The sequence below is a fragment of the Thiomonas sp. genome (genome assembly GCF_034007205.1).
Classification (GTDB): Bacteria; Pseudomonadota; Gammaproteobacteria; order Burkholderiales; family Burkholderiaceae_C; genus Thiomonas.
Genome location: NZ_JAVERI010000002.1, coordinates 38,778 through 53,914, shown reverse-complemented (window position 1 = coordinate 53,914; position 15,137 = coordinate 38,778). Strand labels below are relative to the sequence as shown.

The following is a 15,137-nucleotide window of genomic DNA, read 5'->3' as shown; positions in this document are numbered from 1 at the left end:
CATGGCCACCCTCGTTCTCAAGCAAGTCAGCAAACGCTTCGGCGACACCACCGCCCTGCAGCCGTCGTCGCTCGACGTGCCCGACGGCGAATTCGTCGTGCTCGTCGGCCCGTCGGGCTGCGGCAAGACCACGCTGCTGCGCCTGATCGCCGGGCTTGAAGCCCCCAGCGACGGCGACATCCTGATCGGCGACAGGCGCGTCAACGACCTCGAACCCAGCGCGCGCGACATCGCCATGGTGTTCCAGAACTATGCGCTCTACCCGCACATGAAGGTGCGCGACAACCTCACCTACGGCCTGCGCCTGCGCGGCGCCAGCAAGGAAGACATCGCCCGCCGCGTGCAATGGGCCGCCGGTCTGCTCGGCCTGAGCGAACTGCTCGAACGCAAACCCTCGGCGCTATCCGGCGGACAGCGCCAGCGCGTGGCGATGGGGCGCGCCATCGTGCGCGAGCCGCAACTCTTCCTGTTCGACGAGCCGCTGTCCAACCTCGATGCCCGGCTGCGCAACCACATGCGGGTGGAAATCAAGCAGCTTCACCAGCGGCTGAAAACGACCACGGTGTTCGTCACCCACGATCAGGTCGAGGCCATGACCCTGGCGCAGCGCGTGGTGGTGATGAACCAGGGCCGCATCGAGCAGGTGGGCACGCCGGGCGAGGTGTATGCCCGGCCGGCCAGCGTGTTCGTCGCCGGGTTTCTCGGCGCACCGGGCATGAACCTGTTCGACGCCGAACTCGGCGCCGACGGCCAGACCCTGCACATCGCCCAGGCCGCGCCGCTGCATTTAGGTTCGACACTGAACGCGACGCAATGCGAGCTGGTCGTGGGTATCCGCCCCGAAGCCCTCGCGCCCGATCCGCAGGGTGCATGGCAAATGGACATCGTGCTGCGCGAAGCGCTGGGCGCAGAGACCCTGCTGCACGGCATGATCGGCGCACAGCCCTGCGTGGTGCGGGTGGCGGGAGACGCGCCCTGGCAGGAAGGGCAGCGCATGGGCTTGCGCATCGACCCTGCCGCGCTGCATGTGTTCGACCGCGCGACCGGTGCGCGCATCGCGGCCTGAGCCGCACACCTACCATCTCGATGTGAACCGCGCCGCCGTTGCCTCGCCCGCCTCCAGCCTCGCCTGCGACGTACTCGTCGTCGGCGGCGGCATCAATGGCGCGGGCATTGCGCGCGATCTGGCCGGGCGCGGCCTCGATGTGGTGCTGTGCGAGCGCGACGATCTGGCGGCGCATACCTCGTCGGCGTCCACCAAGCTGATCCACGGCGGCCTGCGCTATCTGGAGTATTACGAATTCGGCCTGGTGCGCAAGGCCCTGCAGGAGCGCGAAGTGCTGCTGCGCAGCGCGCCGCATCTCATGTGGCCGCTGCGCTTTGTCATGCCGCATGCGCCTGCCATGCGTCCGGCCTGGATGATCCGCGCCGGGCTGTTTCTCTACGACCATCTGGCGCGGCGCGAGTGGCTGCCGGGGTCGGGCCGCATCGATCTGCGCACCCATGCCGCGGGCGCCCCGCTGAAGGCCGGATACACCCGCGGCTTCATCTATTCCGACGGCTGGGTGGACGACGCCCGGCTGGTCGCGCTGTGCGCGGTCGATGCCGCCGAGCGCGGCGCCACAGTCCTCACCCGCACCGCCTGCATCGACGCCATGCGCCACGGCACGGGCTGGCAGGCCACGCTGCGCGATGCGGCCGGGGTCGAGCGGCAGGTGAGCGCCCGCGCCCTGGTCAACGCGGCCGGCCCTTGGGCCGAGCAGTTGCTCAAGCACACCGTGCGCAACGCCGACGGCAGCCCGCCGCACGAGCGCGCCTCGCTGCGCCTGGTGCGCGGCAGCCACATCGTGCTGCCCCGGCTGTTTGCGCACGAACACGCCTACCTCTTCCAGGCGGGCGATGGCCGCATCGTGTTCGCCATTCCCTACGAGCGCGACTTCACCCTGATCGGCACCACCGATGTCGAAGTGACCGCGCCCGACGGCGCCGAGATCTGCAGCGACGCCGAGGCCGCCTACCTCTGCGCCGAGGTCAACCGCTACTTCCGCAGCGAAGTCCGCCCGGAGCACATCGTGTGGCGCTACGCCGGAGTGCGTCCCTTGCTCGAAGATCATGCGGGCGCCCATGACGCCGGGCCGCCCCAAGGCATGGGCAGCCCCCTCGGGGCTGAGTGCCGCGTCTCCAGTCTGGCCTGCGCCAGACTGGACGGCACGAAGGGGCCTTGCTTGGAGCAAGGCCGCGCCCTGCAAGGGCAGCGACCGCTGAGCGGGAGCGTGGGGGCCGTCATTCCTCCAAAAGCGGCCACACGCGACTACAAGCTCGAACTCGACCGCGACGGCGCCCCGCTGCTCACCGTGTGGGGCGGCAAGATCACCACCTTTCGCAAGCTCGCCGAACAGGCCGCCGACCAGGTCTGCATGGCGCTGAACGAAGCATGCCCGGCGTGGACGCGCGACGCCTTCCTTCCCGGCGGCGATCTGTCGGCCTGGATCGGCCCCGCGCAGCGCCCCGACACCGACTTCGCGCGCTTTGTGCAGGCCGTGCGGCAGCGCCATCCCTGGCTTGCGCCCGAGCTGGCGCATCGCCTGGCCCGCGCCTACGGCAGCCGCATCGACCGCGTGCTGCGAACGGCCGACGGCAGCGCCGCCACGCAACTCCAAGACCTCGGCGCCGAGATCGCCCCCGGCTTGTTCGAGGCCGAACTGCGCTACCTGCGCGACCATGAATGGGCCGCCAGCGCCGACGATGTGCTCTGGCGCCGCAGCAAGATCGGCCTGCACCTGCTCGCCGCCCACCCGGCAGGCCCCCGGCCTCAAGCCGTCTCCGACTGGTTCGCCAGCCGCTGACTGCGCTCCGCGCCGCCGCGCTCGACTTTTCGCGCTCCGCCGTCAGCAGGGGACTCAAGGAATCGGGCGCATCAAAGCGGGTGCGCATGCTGCACCTGCCCGGTAACCGGCGCGAATTTTTCCGCATTCGCAGCCGTCTGGGCCATTTTTCGCACTCTGGCCGAAGAACACCGCAACCCACGCTTTCGCTGCTGCGCGACGCCCTGCCGACGCAGCCGGACGGCCCGCTGAACACTGAACGCTGCACAGCAACGCATGCCCAGCGAAGACGTGCGCCGGCTCATGCAACCGGGCGGCGCGGTGCAAAATCTGCCGTCCTTCAAAGGCCGCGTCAAACGGATCGCCACGCGCAGGCGCTCGGCCGAGTCATCCGCAGCGCTGCAAGTCGTGGAGAACTGAGCCGCAAGGCGCCGCACTGCCGTTTTACAGCCCGGGTGTACAGCCCGCGATCCTCAATCCCGACAGTCTCGACAGTCTCCTATCCCCCTCACCCCACCGCCTTTCTCAACATCTCCCCCACCTGCTGCGGGTTGGCGCGCCCGCCGGTGGCCTTCATCACCTGGCCGACCAGGGCGTTGAGGGCTTTTTCCTTGCCGGCGCGGTACTCCTCGACGTTCTTCGGGTTGGCGGCGAGCACGGCGTCGACGGCGGACTGTAGGGCGGCGCTGTCGTTGACCTGCGCCAGACCGCGCGCGTCGATGATGGCGGCTACATTGCCGCCCTGTTCGCCCGCCCACAGCGCGGCGAAGACTTCCTTGGCGGTCTTGCTTGAGAGGGTGCCGTCGTCGATCTTGTGGGTGAGCGCGGCGAGTTGCGCGGCGCTCAGGGGACTGGCGTCGATGTCGAGTTCACCGCGGTTGAGCTGGGCGGCGAGTTCGCCCATGATCCAGTTGGCGGCGAGTTTCGGCGGTGCGCCCGCGGCCACGCAGGCCTCGAAGTAGGCGGCGTGGGCGCGGGTCTGGGTCATCTGTGCCGCGGCATCCGGGCTCAGGCCGTGGGCCGCGACGAAGCGCGCGGCCATCTGGCCGGGAAGCTCGGGCATGCCTTCGCGCACCCGCTCGATCCACTCGGGCGAGATGATGAGCGGCGGCAGGTCGGGGTCGGGGAAGTAGCGGTAGTCGTGCGCGTCTTCCTTGGTGCGCATGGTGCGGGTCTCGCCCTTGTCGGGGTCGTACAGCCGGGTTTCCTGCACCACCTTGCCGCCGTCTTCGATGAGTTCGATCTGGCGGCGCACCTCGAATTCGATAGCCTTTTCGAGAAAGCGAAAGCTGTTGAGGTTCTTGATCTCGCAGCGCGTGCCCAGGGGCTCGCCGGGGCGGCGCACGGAGACGTTGGCGTCGCAGCGGAACGAGCCCTCCTGCAGGTTGCCGTCGCAGATGTCCAGCCACATGACCAGCGCGTGCAGCGCGCGGGCGTATTCGGCGGCTTCGCGTGCGCTGCGCAGGTCGGGCTCGGTGACGACTTCGAGCAGCGGCGTGCCGGCGCGGTTGAGGTCGATGCCGCTGGCGGCGTTGCCCGCGCGGTCGAACAGGCCGGCTTCGTGCAGCGACTTGCCCGCGTCTTCTTCGAGGTGGGCGCGGGTGAGCTGCAGGCGGTGCGGCTTGCCGTCCACCAGAAAGTCGACCACCCCGCCCTGCACCACGGGAATCTCGTACTGGCTGATCTGGTAGCCCTTGGGCAGGTCGGGGTAGAAGTAGTTCTTGCGCGCGAACACCGAGCGCGGCGCGATGGTCGCGCCCAAAGCCAGACCGAGGCGGATGGCGCGTTCCACCGCGGCGCGGTTGGCCACCGGCAACACGCCGGGCAGCGCCAGATCGACGGCGCAGGCCTGGGTGTTGGGCGCGGCGCCGAAGGCGGTGGGCGCCCCGGAGAACATCTTGGACACGGTGGAGAGCTGAACATGTGTTTCCAGCCCGATGACCACTTCCCATTGCATGGTGATTTCCTTACGACGAACGGCGGAACGCCGACAGCAGCAGCGCGGCGCCGATGAACAGGGTGCCGAAGCTGCGCTGCAGCCAGAGTTGGTGGTGCGGCGCGCGCAAGGCGCGCAGCACCCGCGCGGCCAGCAGGGTGTAGCCGTTCATCACCACGATGTCGGTGATGAACAGCGACAGCCCGCACAGCAGATATTGCGGCAGTTGCGGCGCGGCCGGGTTGATGAACTGCGGCAGCACCGCGAGCATGAACACCAGCCCCTTGGGGTTGCTGGCGTTGATGAGAAAACCGCGCAGCACGAGTTGGCCGCGCGCTGGCGGCGTGGCGTTTTTGGAGGTTTTGCTGCTGCCGCTGCCTTCGACCAGGCTGTGCGCAGGCGAGCGCCATTGCTGAATGCCCAGCCACAGCAGATAGGCCACGCCGAACCACTTGATCACGCTGAACGCGGTTTCGCTCGCGGCCAGAATGGCGCCCAGCCCAGCGGCAACCACCAGCAGAATGGCGGCGATGCCCAGTTGCAGGCCGAGGATGTTCCACACGCCTACACGCCAGCCGTGGCGCAGGCCTGTGGTCATGCACGAGATCGCGCCCGCGCCGGGCGAGAGGCTGATGAGCCAGCTCGCCACGAAGAAGGTCAGCCAGGTGTGCAGATCCATTTTTTAGCTCAGCCGCGCGGGATTTTGGACGAATTGAAGGCGACGAGCTTGTGCCAGTCGATGGCGCCGTCGGGAAGGCAGAACTCTTGGATGAAGTCGGCGCTGAAGCGGTTGATGACTTTGGCGTAGGCGGTGCTGAATGCCTCGTTTCGAGCCCTTGCCTGATGGCCCAGCGGTTCGATGAGGTCTTGATACATCTCGGGCGAGCCGGAAATCAGTTCCCAAAACGATTGACCGCAGAGCTTGAGGTATTCGCCCTTGTCCGGTTTGTTGTCACGGCCATAGCAGCAGCCGTTTACGGTAATCATGTGCCTGGATGCGCCGTAGATGCGTCGCGCCTGTTTGAAATGGTCGCGCATTTTTTTGATCTGGCTGGAATTGCCCCAGTTTGGCCCGGACTTGATGGACACGATGTAGCGCGCGCCATCGCGGTCGAACTCCAGATCGATGCCTTCGCTGGTCGACTTTCGACCGTCATAAACCAGCGAGCAGACGTGGATGGCAAGGCTTTCCAGAAAGTCGCCAAAAATCGTTTCCTCTTGTGAGGACAGATGGGCATCGAGCAACTGCTCTACCAGTACCGGTGCCGACTCGACGTGCTTGGCCTTGAATAGATATGGATTTTTGCGCTTGAGCACCGTTTTTAGCTTGAGCCCATCCAGGCTCTGCAGCCGCTTGTCGTGGAACTGCGGCACGTGCTGCTCGATGAAATCGGTCAGTCGCGCCTTAAGACTGGTTTCCATAGGCCGCCGCCTCCTCCATGAGCGCAAGCTGCTTGCCCACGGCCGCTTCGGCCATGTCGCAATACTCACGGGACAGATCGATGCCGATGCTGTTGCGGCCCAACTCATGGGCGGCTTTCAAGGTCGTACCCGATCCGACGAAGGGATCGAGCACGGTATCTCCGGGGTCGGAAAACAGTTTGATGAACCATTCCGGCAGGCTTTGCGGAAAGGCCGCGCTGTGGTTTTTGTTGCTGCACTCGGTGGCCAGATGCAGCACATTGGTCGGGTAGGCCATGGGGCGCTCCAGCCAGTTGGCGATATTTTTTCCAAAGCCGCTTTCCACCTGCGAATCGAAGCGCACCACATCGTTTTTGCCCAGGTTTTTGAGCCGCTTTCCAGCCCAGTCGCCCATTGGCACCATGACCGCTTCCTGATTCATCTTGAACTTGCGCTCCTTGGTGAAATGCAGACAGCGTTCCCAGGCGTCGCGAAAGCGGTTGGGCCATTTGCCGGGATAGCAATTGCGCTTGTGCCAGATGTATTCCTCGGTCCACAGCCAGCCTTGTTGCCGCAAGGCCAGGATGAGTTCGAGCACATAGGTGTGGCGCTCGCCGTTCTCGGCCTTTTCCTTGATGTTGAGGATGAACGAGCCCGAGGGTTTCAGCACGCGCAGAAATTCTGCGGAGCGGGGCAGAAACCATTCCACATACTTTTCCGGTGCGATGCCGCCATAGGTGTTCTTGCGCCGGTCGGCGTAGGGCGGTGAGGTGACGATGAGGTCGACACTCTGGCCCGGGAAGGACTGGAGCACTTCGGCACAATCGCCTTGCAGCACCTGAGACGTTGTTGTCATGAGTTTTTCCTTGCTCAGAAGGGGCTGCGGCGATGCCAGTCGCTCACCTGCTGGTACTGGTGGGCGACCCGCAGCAGGCGGGCCTCGGCGAAGTGCGGGCCGATGAGTTGCAGGCCGACCGGGCGGCGCGCATTCTGTCCCGCGCCGAAACCGGCGGGCACGCTCATGCCCGGCAGTCCGGCCAGACTGGCCGACAGGGTGTAGATGTCGGCCAGGTAGTTGGCCAGCGGATCGGCCTTGTCGCCCCGGTTCCAGGCGACGGTGGGCGACACCGGGCCGGCGATCACGTCGCACTGGGTGAAGGCGCGGGCGAAATCGTCGGCGATCAGGCGGCGGATTTTCTGCGCCTGCAGGTAGTAGGCGTCGTAATAACCGTGCGACAGCACATAGGTGCCGATCATGATGCGGCGCTTGACCTCGGGGCCGAAGCCTTCGGCGCGGCTCTTGCCGTACATCTCGGCCAGGTCTTTGTATTGCGCCGCGCGGTGGCCGAAGCGCACGCCGTCGAAGCGGCTCAGGTTGGAACTGGCCTCGGCGGGCGCGATGATGTAGTAGGCCGGAATGGACAGTTCGGTCAGCGGCAGCGAGACGTCGACCAACGTGGCGCCCAGGCTCTCCATCGTCTCGAGGGCTGCGCGCACGGCGGCTTCGACCTCGTTGGCCAGGCCTGCGCCGAAGTATTCGCGCGGCAGGCCGATGCGCAGGCCTTTGATCGGCTGCGCGGCGGAGGCGCCGGGCAGGGGTTGGTCGAGCGCGGCGGTGTAGTCGGGAACGGGGCGCTGCACGCTGGTGGCGTCGCGCGGGTCGAACCCGGTCATCGCCGTGAGCAGCGCGGCGCAGTCCCACGCGGTCTGCGCGATCGGGCCGGCCTGGTCGAGGCTGGAGGCGAAGGCGATCATGCCGTAGCGCGAGCACAGGCCGTAGGTCGGCTTGATGCCGGTGATGCCGCACATCGCCGCGGGCTGGCGGATCGAGCCGCCGGTGTCGGTGCCGGTGGCGGCGGGAACGAGCCTTGCGGCCACCGCCGCCGCCGAGCCGCCGCTGGAGCCGCCGGGAATGGCGTCGGCGTCCCAGGGGTTGCGCACCGGGCCGTAAGCCGAGTTCTCGTTGGACGAGCCCATGGCGAATTCGTCCATATTGGTCTTGCCCACCGTCACCATGCCCGCGCCGCCAACGCCATCGGCGCCTGCGCCCAGCCGGGCGACCACGGTGGCATCGAACGGGCTGACATAACCGGCGAGCATGCGCGAGGCGGCTGTGGCCGGCAGGTCGCGGGTGACGAACACGTCCTTGTGCGCCAGCGGCACACCGAGCAGCGGGCGCGAATCACCCGCGGCGCGGGCGGCGTCGGCGGCCTGCGCGGACTTCAATGCGCCCTCGGCATCGACATGGAGGAAGGCGCCCAGATCGGCGCGGGCGGCGATGCGGTCGAGCGCGGCCCGGGTGAGTTCGACGCTGGACACTTGCCGCGCGGCCAGCGCGGCGGACAGCGTGCGCAGGTCGGCGTTGGCGAAATCTGATGGGTTGTTCATTCGACCACCCTCGGCACGAGAAACAGGCCATCCTGCGCGTCGGGCGCGTTGCGCATCGCGGCCTCGCGGATGTCGCCCTCGGTCACGACGTCGTCGCGCAGGCGCAGCGGCATGTCCTGCACGGCGCAGAGCGGGTGCGAAAGCGGCTCGACGCCGTCGGTGCTGACCGCGCGCATTTGCTCGACCACGGCAAAGAAGGCGTTCAGGTCGGTCAGCAGGTGTTCGCGCTCGCTGGCGGACAGATCCAGCCGGGCGAGTTGCGCCAGGCGGTCGATATCGGGAAGGGTGAGGGACATGGTGGGGCGGGAATCGAGCCGCAAAACCTGCTTTTCTGGCAGGCGAACGGATCGGGGCAATTGCCTGATGGATGCATACGGAAAACGCCATTTTATGCGCATGCATGGGTTATGATTGCCCGATTTGGCGCACGGGATTTGGCCGAAAAATCAAGGCCGTTTGTTGCTTTTTTCACACACCTCCAGAAAGCCGGGCGCGTTTGGGCGCCGACACATTCCATGTTTCGTACCTTTCGCCAGTATTTTTCGACGGATCTCGCCATCGACCTGGGCACCGCCAACACCCTGATCTATGTGCGGGGCAAGGGCATCGTTCTCGACGAGCCGTCGGTGGTCGCCATCCGCCACGAGGGCGGGCCCAGCGGCAAGAAAACCATCCAGGCCGTCGGCAAGGAAGCCAAGCAGATGCTGGGCAAGGTGCCGGGCAATATCGAGGCGATCCGCCCGATGAAGGACGGCGTGATCGCCGACTTCACCGTGACCGAGCAGATGCTCAAGCAGTTCATCAAGATGGCGCACGACACGCGGATGTTCCGGCCGAGTCCGCGCATCATCATCTGCGTACCGTGCGGCAGCACCCAGGTCGAGCGCCGCGCCATTCGCGAGTCGGCGCTGGGCGCGGGCGCCAGCGAGGTCTACCTCATCGAGGAACCGATGGCCGCGGCCATCGGCGCCGGACTGCCGGTGAGCGAAGCCACCGGTTCGATGATCGTCGACATCGGCGGCGGCACCACCGAAGTCGGCGTCATTTCGCTGGGCGGCACGGTCTACATGGGCAGTGTGCGCGTGGGCGGCGACAAGTTCGACGAGGCCATCATCAACTACATCCGGCGCAATTACGGCATGCTGATCGGCGAGCCCACGGCAGAAGCCATCAAGAAGCAGATCGGCTCGGCCTTCCCCGGCTCCGAGGTCAAGGAAATGGAAGTCAAGGGCCGCAACCTCAGCGAAGGCGTGCCGCGCAGCTTCACCATCAGTTCCAACGAAATTCTCGAAGCGCTGACCGATCCGCTCAACCAGATCGTCTCGGCGGTGAAAAACGCGCTCGAACAGACCCCGCCCGAACTCGGCGCCGACATTGCCGAGCGCGGCATGATGCTCACCGGCGGCGGCGCGCTGCTGCGCGACCTCGACCGCCTGCTGGCCGAAGAAACCGGCCTGCCGGTGCTGGTGGCCGAAGATCCGCTGACCTGCGTGGCCCGCGGCAGCGGCATGGCGCTGGAGCGCATGGATCGGCTGGGCACGATTTTCACGTCGGAATAAGCGGCGTCCTGTCCAGGCGCGCGGCTTGGGCCTCGCGCGATGCGGGCGTTTGCAGCCCGGCGTTTTTTCTCTTGGGTCATGGCCTACAGCACATTCGAACGCACTCCCCCGCCGTTTTTCCGGCAGGGGCCTTCTGCGCTCACGCGGCTGCTGCTGTTCTCTGCGCTGGCGGTGTTGCTGATGGCGCTGGACGTGCGCTTCAAGGTCACGCCCCTGCTGCGCCAGGGCTTGTCGGTGGCGATCTATCCGCTGCAGCGCGCGGCGCAGGCGCCGGTGGACTGGTCGCGGCGACTCGGCGGCTATCTCGAAGCACCGGCCAAGGCGCAGGCGGAGATCAGCCGACTGCAGCGCGCCAATGTGGCGCTGTCGCTGCAGGCCCAGATCGATGCGCAACTGCGGCTGGAAAACAACCGTCTGCGCGCCTTGCTGCACTTGCAGCAGAGTCTGCCGCCGAAGTCGGTGGCCGCACAGATCAGCGCGCAGGCCGCCGATCCCTTCAGCCGCACGGTGGTGATCGACCGCGGCAGCCTGCAGGGCGTGGAACTCGGCGCGCCGGTGATCGATGAAACCGGGCTGCTCGGGCAGGTCACGCGCGACTATCCGTGGAGCGCCGAAGTCACCCTCGTCACCGACCGCGACGCCATCGTGCCGGTGCAGAACCAGCGTACCGGCGAACGCGGCGTGGTGTACGGCGAGCCGGGGCTGGGCCAGGGCGGCATGGAGCTGCGCTGGATGCCCGCCGCCGCCGATGTGCACGTGGGCGATGTACTCGTGACCAGCGGGGTGGACGGCATCTACCCGGCTGGCCTGCGCGTGGCGCGGGTGACCTCGGTGACGCGCCAGCGCGATACCGCCTTCGCCCGGGTGATGTGCGCGCCGCTGGCCGACGTCGACGGCGGGCGGCAGGTGCTGGTGCTGCAGCCGCTCACGCCGCTGGTGGCGGGGCCGAAGGTGCAAAAGTCGGGCAAGACGGCGTCGGCGCCCGCCGCTGCCGCTTCTGCCTCATCCCGCTGAGCTGCCTGCCGTGTCGTTCCTGCCGCGCCGCCGCCGTTCCGATCAGGGCGCCATGCCCGCTGCGCAGGCGCCCGCGGGCGGCGCGCGCGAAGTGCTGCTGCTGCCGGTCAATCCCTGGTTCATCGCGCTGAGTCTGCTGGTGGCGCTGCTGATCGACTTTCTGCCTCTGGGCCGCCTGGCGTGGATGCCCGATCTGGTCGCGCTCACCCTGGTGTTCTGGAATGTGCATCAGCCGCGCCGCGTGGGCATGGCCGTGGCGTTCGCGCTGGGGCTGGCGGTGGACGTGCAGCAAGGCTCCGTGCTGGGGCAGCATGCGCTCATCTACACGGTGCTGAGCTATTTCGCCATCACGCTGCACCGGCGGCTGCTGTGGTTTGCGCCGCTGCAGCAGGCCTTGCATGTGCTGCCGCTGTTTGTGGCCACGCAGGTGTTGCTGCTGCTGGTGGGCATGTGGGCGGGCGGCAGTTTTCCGGGCTGGGCGTTTTTGCTGGCGCCGTTCATACAGGCGGCGCTGTGGCCCGTGTTGACCTGGTTGCTGCTGGCGCCGCAGCGCCGTGCGCCGGATGCCGACCGCAATCGCCCCTTGTGATGGACGCCCTGCTGAACCTTGCGCCCGCAATGGGCTCCATCTTCATTCGAACCTCATTTAAGCCCTGTTTGAAGCCCTGTTTGCGATGACCGAGCTGCGCAATATCGAACGCGAGCTGTTCCGCTTTCGCCGCCGCCTGATTCTGGCAGCGGCCGTGGTGGTGCTGAGCTTTGCGCTGCTCATTGGCCGCTGGGTGTGGCTGCAGGTGGTGCGGCATCGGCAGTTTTCCACCCAGGCGCTGGACAACCGTATCGCGCTCGTGCCGATTGCGCCGCAGCGCGGGCTGATTCTCGACCGCAACGGCATCATTCTGGCCAACAATTACGCGGCGTACACGCTGGAGATCACGCCGTCGAAAGTGAAGGGCCGGCTGCAGGACACCATCGACGCGCTCAAGGCCATCGTGCCGATCACGCCGTTCGACGAGCGGCGCTTCGACAATCTGCTGTCGCAGTCGCGGCGCTTTGAGTCGCTGCCGATTCTCAACAAGCTCAGCGACGACGAGGTGGCGCGCTTCGTGGTGCAGCGCTTTCGCTTTCCGGGGGTGAATGTGCGCGCGCGGCTGTTTCGCAACTATCCGCTGGGCGCGCTGGGCTGCCATCTGCTGGGCTATATCGGCCGCATCAACCAGGCCGAACAGCAGCGCATCGACGACAGCGACGACGCCAGCAACTACCTCGGCACCGACCACATCGGCAAGCTCGGCGTGGAGCAGGCTTACGAGGCGCAACTGCACGGCGTCACCGGCTATGAGGAAGTCGAGGTCAACGCCACGGGGCGCCCGGTGCGCAAGATCAAGACCGTGGCCGCGATTCCCGGGCAGAACCTGGTGCTCGGGGTGGACATCCGGCTGCAGAAACTCATCGAAGACCTCTACGGCAAGCGGCGCGGCGCCTGCGTGGCCATCGACCCGCGCAATGGCGAGGTGCTGGCCTTCGTCTCCATGCCGACCTACGACCCCAATCTATTCGTCGACGGCATCGATCAGGTCAACTGGGACGCGCTCAATACCTCGCCCGACCGTCCGCTGCTCAACCGCGCGCTGCGCGGCACCTTTCCGCCGGGCTCGACCTACAAGCCCTATCTGGCGACGGGGGCGCTCACCGAAGGCATCCGCACCGCGCAGTGGAGCTTTCACGATCCCGGCTTTTTCATGTTCGCCGGACACCGCTTCCGCGACGACGTGCCGGGGGGACATGGCATCGTGGACATGCACAAGGCCATTCAGGTGTCGTGCGACGTGTACTTCTATATGGTGGCGCACGACTGGGGCGTGGACGGCATGGCCCGGTGGACGCAGCAGTTCGGCTTCGGCCAGGTCACCGGCATCGACCTCAAGGGCGAGGCCAAGGGCGTGCTGCCCTCGCGGGAATGGAAGCGCCGCGCCTTTCGCAGCCCGGAGCAGCAGCGCTGGTATCCGGGCGACACCATCAGCCTGGGGATCGGCCAGGGCTACAACAGCTTCACCCCGCTGCAGATGGGCGTGGCGCTGTCCACGCTGGCCAATCGGGGCACGCGCTACGAGCCGCGCGTGGTGCGCGCCATCGAGGACATGGCCACGCGCCGCTTCACGCCGGTGGCCGCGCCGGTGGCCCAGCGCATCGAGCTGAATCCGGCGTACTGGCAGGTGGTGCACGACGGCATGATCGCGGTGAACCAGACCGGCGGCACCGCGGCCGAAGCCTTCAAGGGGGCGCCCTACACCGCAGCGGGCAAGACCGGCACGGCACAGGTGATCTCCGTGGCGCAGAACCAGACCTATGACGCCAAGGACATCGCGCATCATCTGCGCGACCACGCGCTGTATGTGGTGTACGCCCCGGCGGAAAACCCGGTGATCGCCCTGGCGCTGATCGTGGAAAACGCCGGGTTTGGTGGCGTCGCCGCCGCGCCGATTGCGCGCAAGGCGCTCGACTATTACCTGCTCGGCCTCTACCCCACCGACGAGGAAATCGAAAAAATCAGCGGGGTCAGGCCGCAGCCGGTGCAGTTTGCCTATGCCGGCGAGCGCGAAGGCGTGCCGCCCATTCCCGGCGCCAAGCCGCCTCCTGGTCCGGCGGCGTCCGGCCCGGCGAGCGCGGCTGCGGCGGGAAGCGCCGCAGGGATCGCCGCAAAACCCGCGTCTGCACCGACAGCAGCGTCTCCCGCGCGCGCCCAGCCCACCGCCCTCGACGCGGATGCCGTGGGCAACTATCCGCGCACCGCCTGCACCGGCGGTCTGCGTATGCCGCTGTTTACCCGCTTCGGCGCCCGGCCCGAGGTGAGTGATGAAGCGCAAGGAGTCCGGCTATGAGTGTGAGCTTCGGCCGTCCGCCGCTGTGGCAGCGGGTTCGCCCCTACCTCACCGGCTTCGACGCGCCGCTGGCCGCGGCGCTGCTGTGGCTGGTGGCCATCGGCTGCATCGTGCTGTTTTCCGCCTTGCAGGACGCGCATGTACCGTTCGACGATCACCTGCGCAATCTGGGTATCGGTTTTCTGGTGCTGTTCGTCACTGCGCAGGTGCCGCCGCAGCGGCTGATGCAGATCGCCGTGCCGGTCTACACCTTTGGCGTGGCGCTGCTCATCGCCACGGCGATGTTCGGCCTGGTGCGCAAGGGCGCGCGCCGCTGGCTCGATCTGGGCATCACCGTGGTGCAGCCTTCGGAGATCATGAAAATCGCCGTGCCGCTGATGCTGGCGTGGTACTTCCAGAAGCGCGAGGGTTTCATTCGCGTCAAAGACTTTTTCATCGCCGCCGCTCTGCTGGCCATTCCGGTGGGGCTCATCATGAAGCAGCCCGACCTGGGCACTGCGCTGCTGGTGCTGTTCACCGGGTCTTTCGTCATCTTCTTCGCCGGGCTGTCGTGGCGCATCATCGCCTTGCTGTTCGCGCTGGCAGCGGCCAGCGCGCCGGTGATGTGGCATTTCATGCACGACTATCAGCGCCAGAGGCTGATGATGCTGCTCGACCCGCAGAGCGACCCGCTGGGCAAGGGTTTCAACATCATCCAGAGCATGATCGCCATCGGCTCGGGCGGGGTGTTCGGCCAAGGCTATCTGCACGGCACCCAGGCGCATCTCAATTTCGTGCCCGAATCGCATACCGACTTCGTGTTCTCCGTGCTGGCGGAGGAGTGGGGGCTGGCGGGCAACCTCATGCTGCTGGCAGCCTATACCTTTTTCATCGTGCGCGGGCTGATGATCGCGGCGGGCGCCCCCACGCTGTTCTCGCGCCTGCTGGCGGCATCGATCAGCCTGATCTTTTTCCTCTACGCCTTCGTCAACATGGGCATGGTGTCGGGCATCCTGCCGGTCGTCGGCGTGCCCCTGCCCTTCGTCAGCTACGGCGGCACCGCGCTCATCACCCTGATGCTGGGCGCGGGCATGCTGTTCTCGATCGCCAGGTCCAGGCGGCTGGTGCAGAGTTGAGCGACACACGCGGGTAT

At 66.9% G+C, this 15,137-nt stretch carries 14 protein-coding genes; 8 read left to right on the top strand and 6 right to left on the bottom strand.

The window, feature by feature from the left end:
• Position 1 precedes the first annotated feature (1 nt).
• From RBR52_RS01870 to RBR52_RS01860, 3 genes are all read left to right on the top strand, one after another.
• Complete coding sequence (locus RBR52_RS01870) at positions 2 to 1,066, top strand: sn-glycerol-3-phosphate ABC transporter ATP-binding protein UgpC (protein WP_320375483.1); 1,065 nt, start codon at positions 2 to 4, stop codon at positions 1,064 to 1,066.
• Complete coding sequence (glpD, locus tag RBR52_RS01865; protein ID WP_413818278.1) at positions 1,026 to 2,846, top strand: glycerol-3-phosphate dehydrogenase; 1,821 nt, start codon at positions 1,026 to 1,028, stop codon at positions 2,844 to 2,846. The genes RBR52_RS01870 and glpD overlap by 41 nt, the downstream gene beginning before the upstream one ends.
• A gap of 255 nt (positions 2,847 to 3,101) precedes the next feature.
• Positions 3,102 to 3,245: a hypothetical protein gene (locus RBR52_RS01860; protein ID WP_320375482.1), complete on the top strand. Its 144-nt coding sequence runs from the start codon at positions 3,102 to 3,104 to the stop codon at positions 3,243 to 3,245.
• Positions 3,246 to 3,333: 88 nt separating this feature from the next.
• Here RBR52_RS01860 and gatB read toward each other — a convergent pair whose 3' ends face one another.
• From gatB to gatC, 6 genes are read right to left on the bottom strand one after another with little or no spacing between them, the layout of a single operon-like run.
• Positions 3,334 to 4,782: an Asp-tRNA(Asn)/Glu-tRNA(Gln) amidotransferase subunit GatB gene (gene gatB, locus RBR52_RS01855; protein WP_320375481.1), complete on the bottom strand. Its 1,449-nt coding sequence runs from the start codon at positions 4,780 to 4,782 to the stop codon at positions 3,334 to 3,336.
• Between the two features lie 10 nt (positions 4,783 to 4,792).
• Positions 4,793 to 5,440, bottom strand: coding sequence for a LysE family transporter (locus RBR52_RS01850; RefSeq protein ID WP_320375480.1), 648 nt, complete (start codon positions 5,438 to 5,440; stop codon positions 4,793 to 4,795).
• Positions 5,441 to 5,448: 8 nt separating this feature from the next.
• Positions 5,449 to 6,183, bottom strand: a complete 735-nt coding sequence (locus tag RBR52_RS01845) for a PmeII family type II restriction endonuclease (protein WP_320375479.1) — start codon at positions 6,181 to 6,183, stop codon at positions 5,449 to 5,451.
• Positions 6,167 to 7,018 carry a site-specific DNA-methyltransferase gene (locus tag RBR52_RS01840; protein ID WP_320375478.1) on the bottom strand — a complete coding sequence of 284 codons (852 nt, stop codon included), beginning with the start codon at positions 7,016 to 7,018 and terminating at the stop codon, positions 6,167 to 6,169. The genes RBR52_RS01845 and RBR52_RS01840 overlap by 17 nt, the downstream gene beginning before the upstream one ends.
• A gap of 14 nt (positions 7,019 to 7,032) precedes the next feature.
• Entirely contained in the window at positions 7,033 to 8,550 is a 1,518-nt protein-coding gene (gene gatA, locus RBR52_RS01835) for an Asp-tRNA(Asn)/Glu-tRNA(Gln) amidotransferase subunit GatA (protein WP_320375477.1), read from the bottom strand.
• Positions 8,547 to 8,846: an Asp-tRNA(Asn)/Glu-tRNA(Gln) amidotransferase subunit GatC gene (gene gatC, locus RBR52_RS01830; RefSeq protein WP_320375476.1), complete on the bottom strand. Its 300-nt coding sequence runs from the start codon at positions 8,844 to 8,846 to the stop codon at positions 8,547 to 8,549. Before gatC ends, gatA begins: the two co-directional genes overlap by 4 nt.
• A gap of 219 nt (positions 8,847 to 9,065) precedes the next feature.
• Between gatC and RBR52_RS01825 the strand changes: the two genes are divergently transcribed.
• The 5 genes from RBR52_RS01825 (at position 9,066) to rodA (ending at position 15,120) form a co-directional block, all read left to right on the top strand.
• Positions 9,066 to 10,109 carry a rod shape-determining protein gene (locus tag RBR52_RS01825; protein ID WP_320375475.1) on the top strand — a complete coding sequence of 348 codons (1,044 nt, stop codon included), beginning with the start codon at positions 9,066 to 9,068 and terminating at the stop codon, positions 10,107 to 10,109.
• Positions 10,110 to 10,187: 78 nt separating this feature from the next.
• Positions 10,188 to 11,123 (top strand): rod shape-determining protein MreC, encoded by a 936-nt coding sequence (gene mreC / locus RBR52_RS01820; RefSeq protein WP_320375474.1) that lies wholly within the window; start codon positions 10,188 to 10,190, stop codon positions 11,121 to 11,123.
• 52 nt (positions 11,124 to 11,175) lie between these two features.
• The gene (gene mreD / locus RBR52_RS01815; RefSeq protein WP_320375700.1) at positions 11,176 to 11,712 is read left to right on the top strand and encodes a rod shape-determining protein MreD; all 537 of its coding nucleotides are present in this window, start codon (positions 11,176 to 11,178) and stop codon (positions 11,710 to 11,712) included.
• An 85-nt stretch (positions 11,713 to 11,797) separates the two neighbouring features.
• On the top strand, positions 11,798 to 14,005 hold the full coding sequence (gene mrdA / locus RBR52_RS01810; RefSeq protein ID WP_320375473.1) for a penicillin-binding protein 2: 2,208 nt from the start codon (positions 11,798 to 11,800) through the stop codon (positions 14,003 to 14,005).
• Positions 14,002 to 15,120 (top strand): rod shape-determining protein RodA, encoded by a 1,119-nt coding sequence (gene rodA, locus RBR52_RS01805; RefSeq protein ID WP_320375472.1) that lies wholly within the window; start codon positions 14,002 to 14,004, stop codon positions 15,118 to 15,120. Before mrdA ends, rodA begins: the two co-directional genes overlap by 4 nt.
• Positions 15,121 to 15,137 lie beyond the last annotated feature (17 nt).

Coding starts and splice junctions, on each gene's coding strand:
- RBR52_RS01870 (WP_320375483.1), top strand. CDS start 2: ATGGCCACCCTCGTTCTCAAGCAAGTCAGCAAACGCTTCGGCGACACC.
- glpD (WP_413818278.1), top strand. CDS start 1,026: ATGTGTTCGACCGCGCGACCGGTGCGCGCATCGCGGCCTGAGCCGCAC.
- RBR52_RS01860 (WP_320375482.1), top strand. CDS start 3,102: ATGCCCAGCGAAGACGTGCGCCGGCTCATGCAACCGGGCGGCGCGGTG.
- gatB (WP_320375481.1), bottom strand. CDS start 4,782: ATGCAATGGGAAGTGGTCATCGGGCTGGAAACACATGTTCAGCTCTCC.
- RBR52_RS01850 (WP_320375480.1), bottom strand. CDS start 5,440: ATGGATCTGCACACCTGGCTGACCTTCTTCGTGGCGAGCTGGCTCATC.
- RBR52_RS01845 (WP_320375479.1), bottom strand. CDS start 6,183: ATGGAAACCAGTCTTAAGGCGCGACTGACCGATTTCATCGAGCAGCAC.
- RBR52_RS01840 (WP_320375478.1), bottom strand. CDS start 7,018: ATGACAACAACGTCTCAGGTGCTGCAAGGCGATTGTGCCGAAGTGCTC.
- gatA (WP_320375477.1), bottom strand. CDS start 8,550: ATGAACAACCCATCAGATTTCGCCAACGCCGACCTGCGCACGCTGTCC.
- gatC (WP_320375476.1), bottom strand. CDS start 8,846: ATGTCCCTCACCCTTCCCGATATCGACCGCCTGGCGCAACTCGCCCGG.
- RBR52_RS01825 (WP_320375475.1), top strand. CDS start 9,066: ATGTTTCGTACCTTTCGCCAGTATTTTTCGACGGATCTCGCCATCGAC.
- mreC (WP_320375474.1), top strand. CDS start 10,188: ATGGCCTACAGCACATTCGAACGCACTCCCCCGCCGTTTTTCCGGCAG.
- mreD (WP_320375700.1), top strand. CDS start 11,176: ATGCCCGCTGCGCAGGCGCCCGCGGGCGGCGCGCGCGAAGTGCTGCTG.
- mrdA (WP_320375473.1), top strand. CDS start 11,798: ATGACCGAGCTGCGCAATATCGAACGCGAGCTGTTCCGCTTTCGCCGC.
- rodA (WP_320375472.1), top strand. CDS start 14,002: ATGAGTGTGAGCTTCGGCCGTCCGCCGCTGTGGCAGCGGGTTCGCCCC.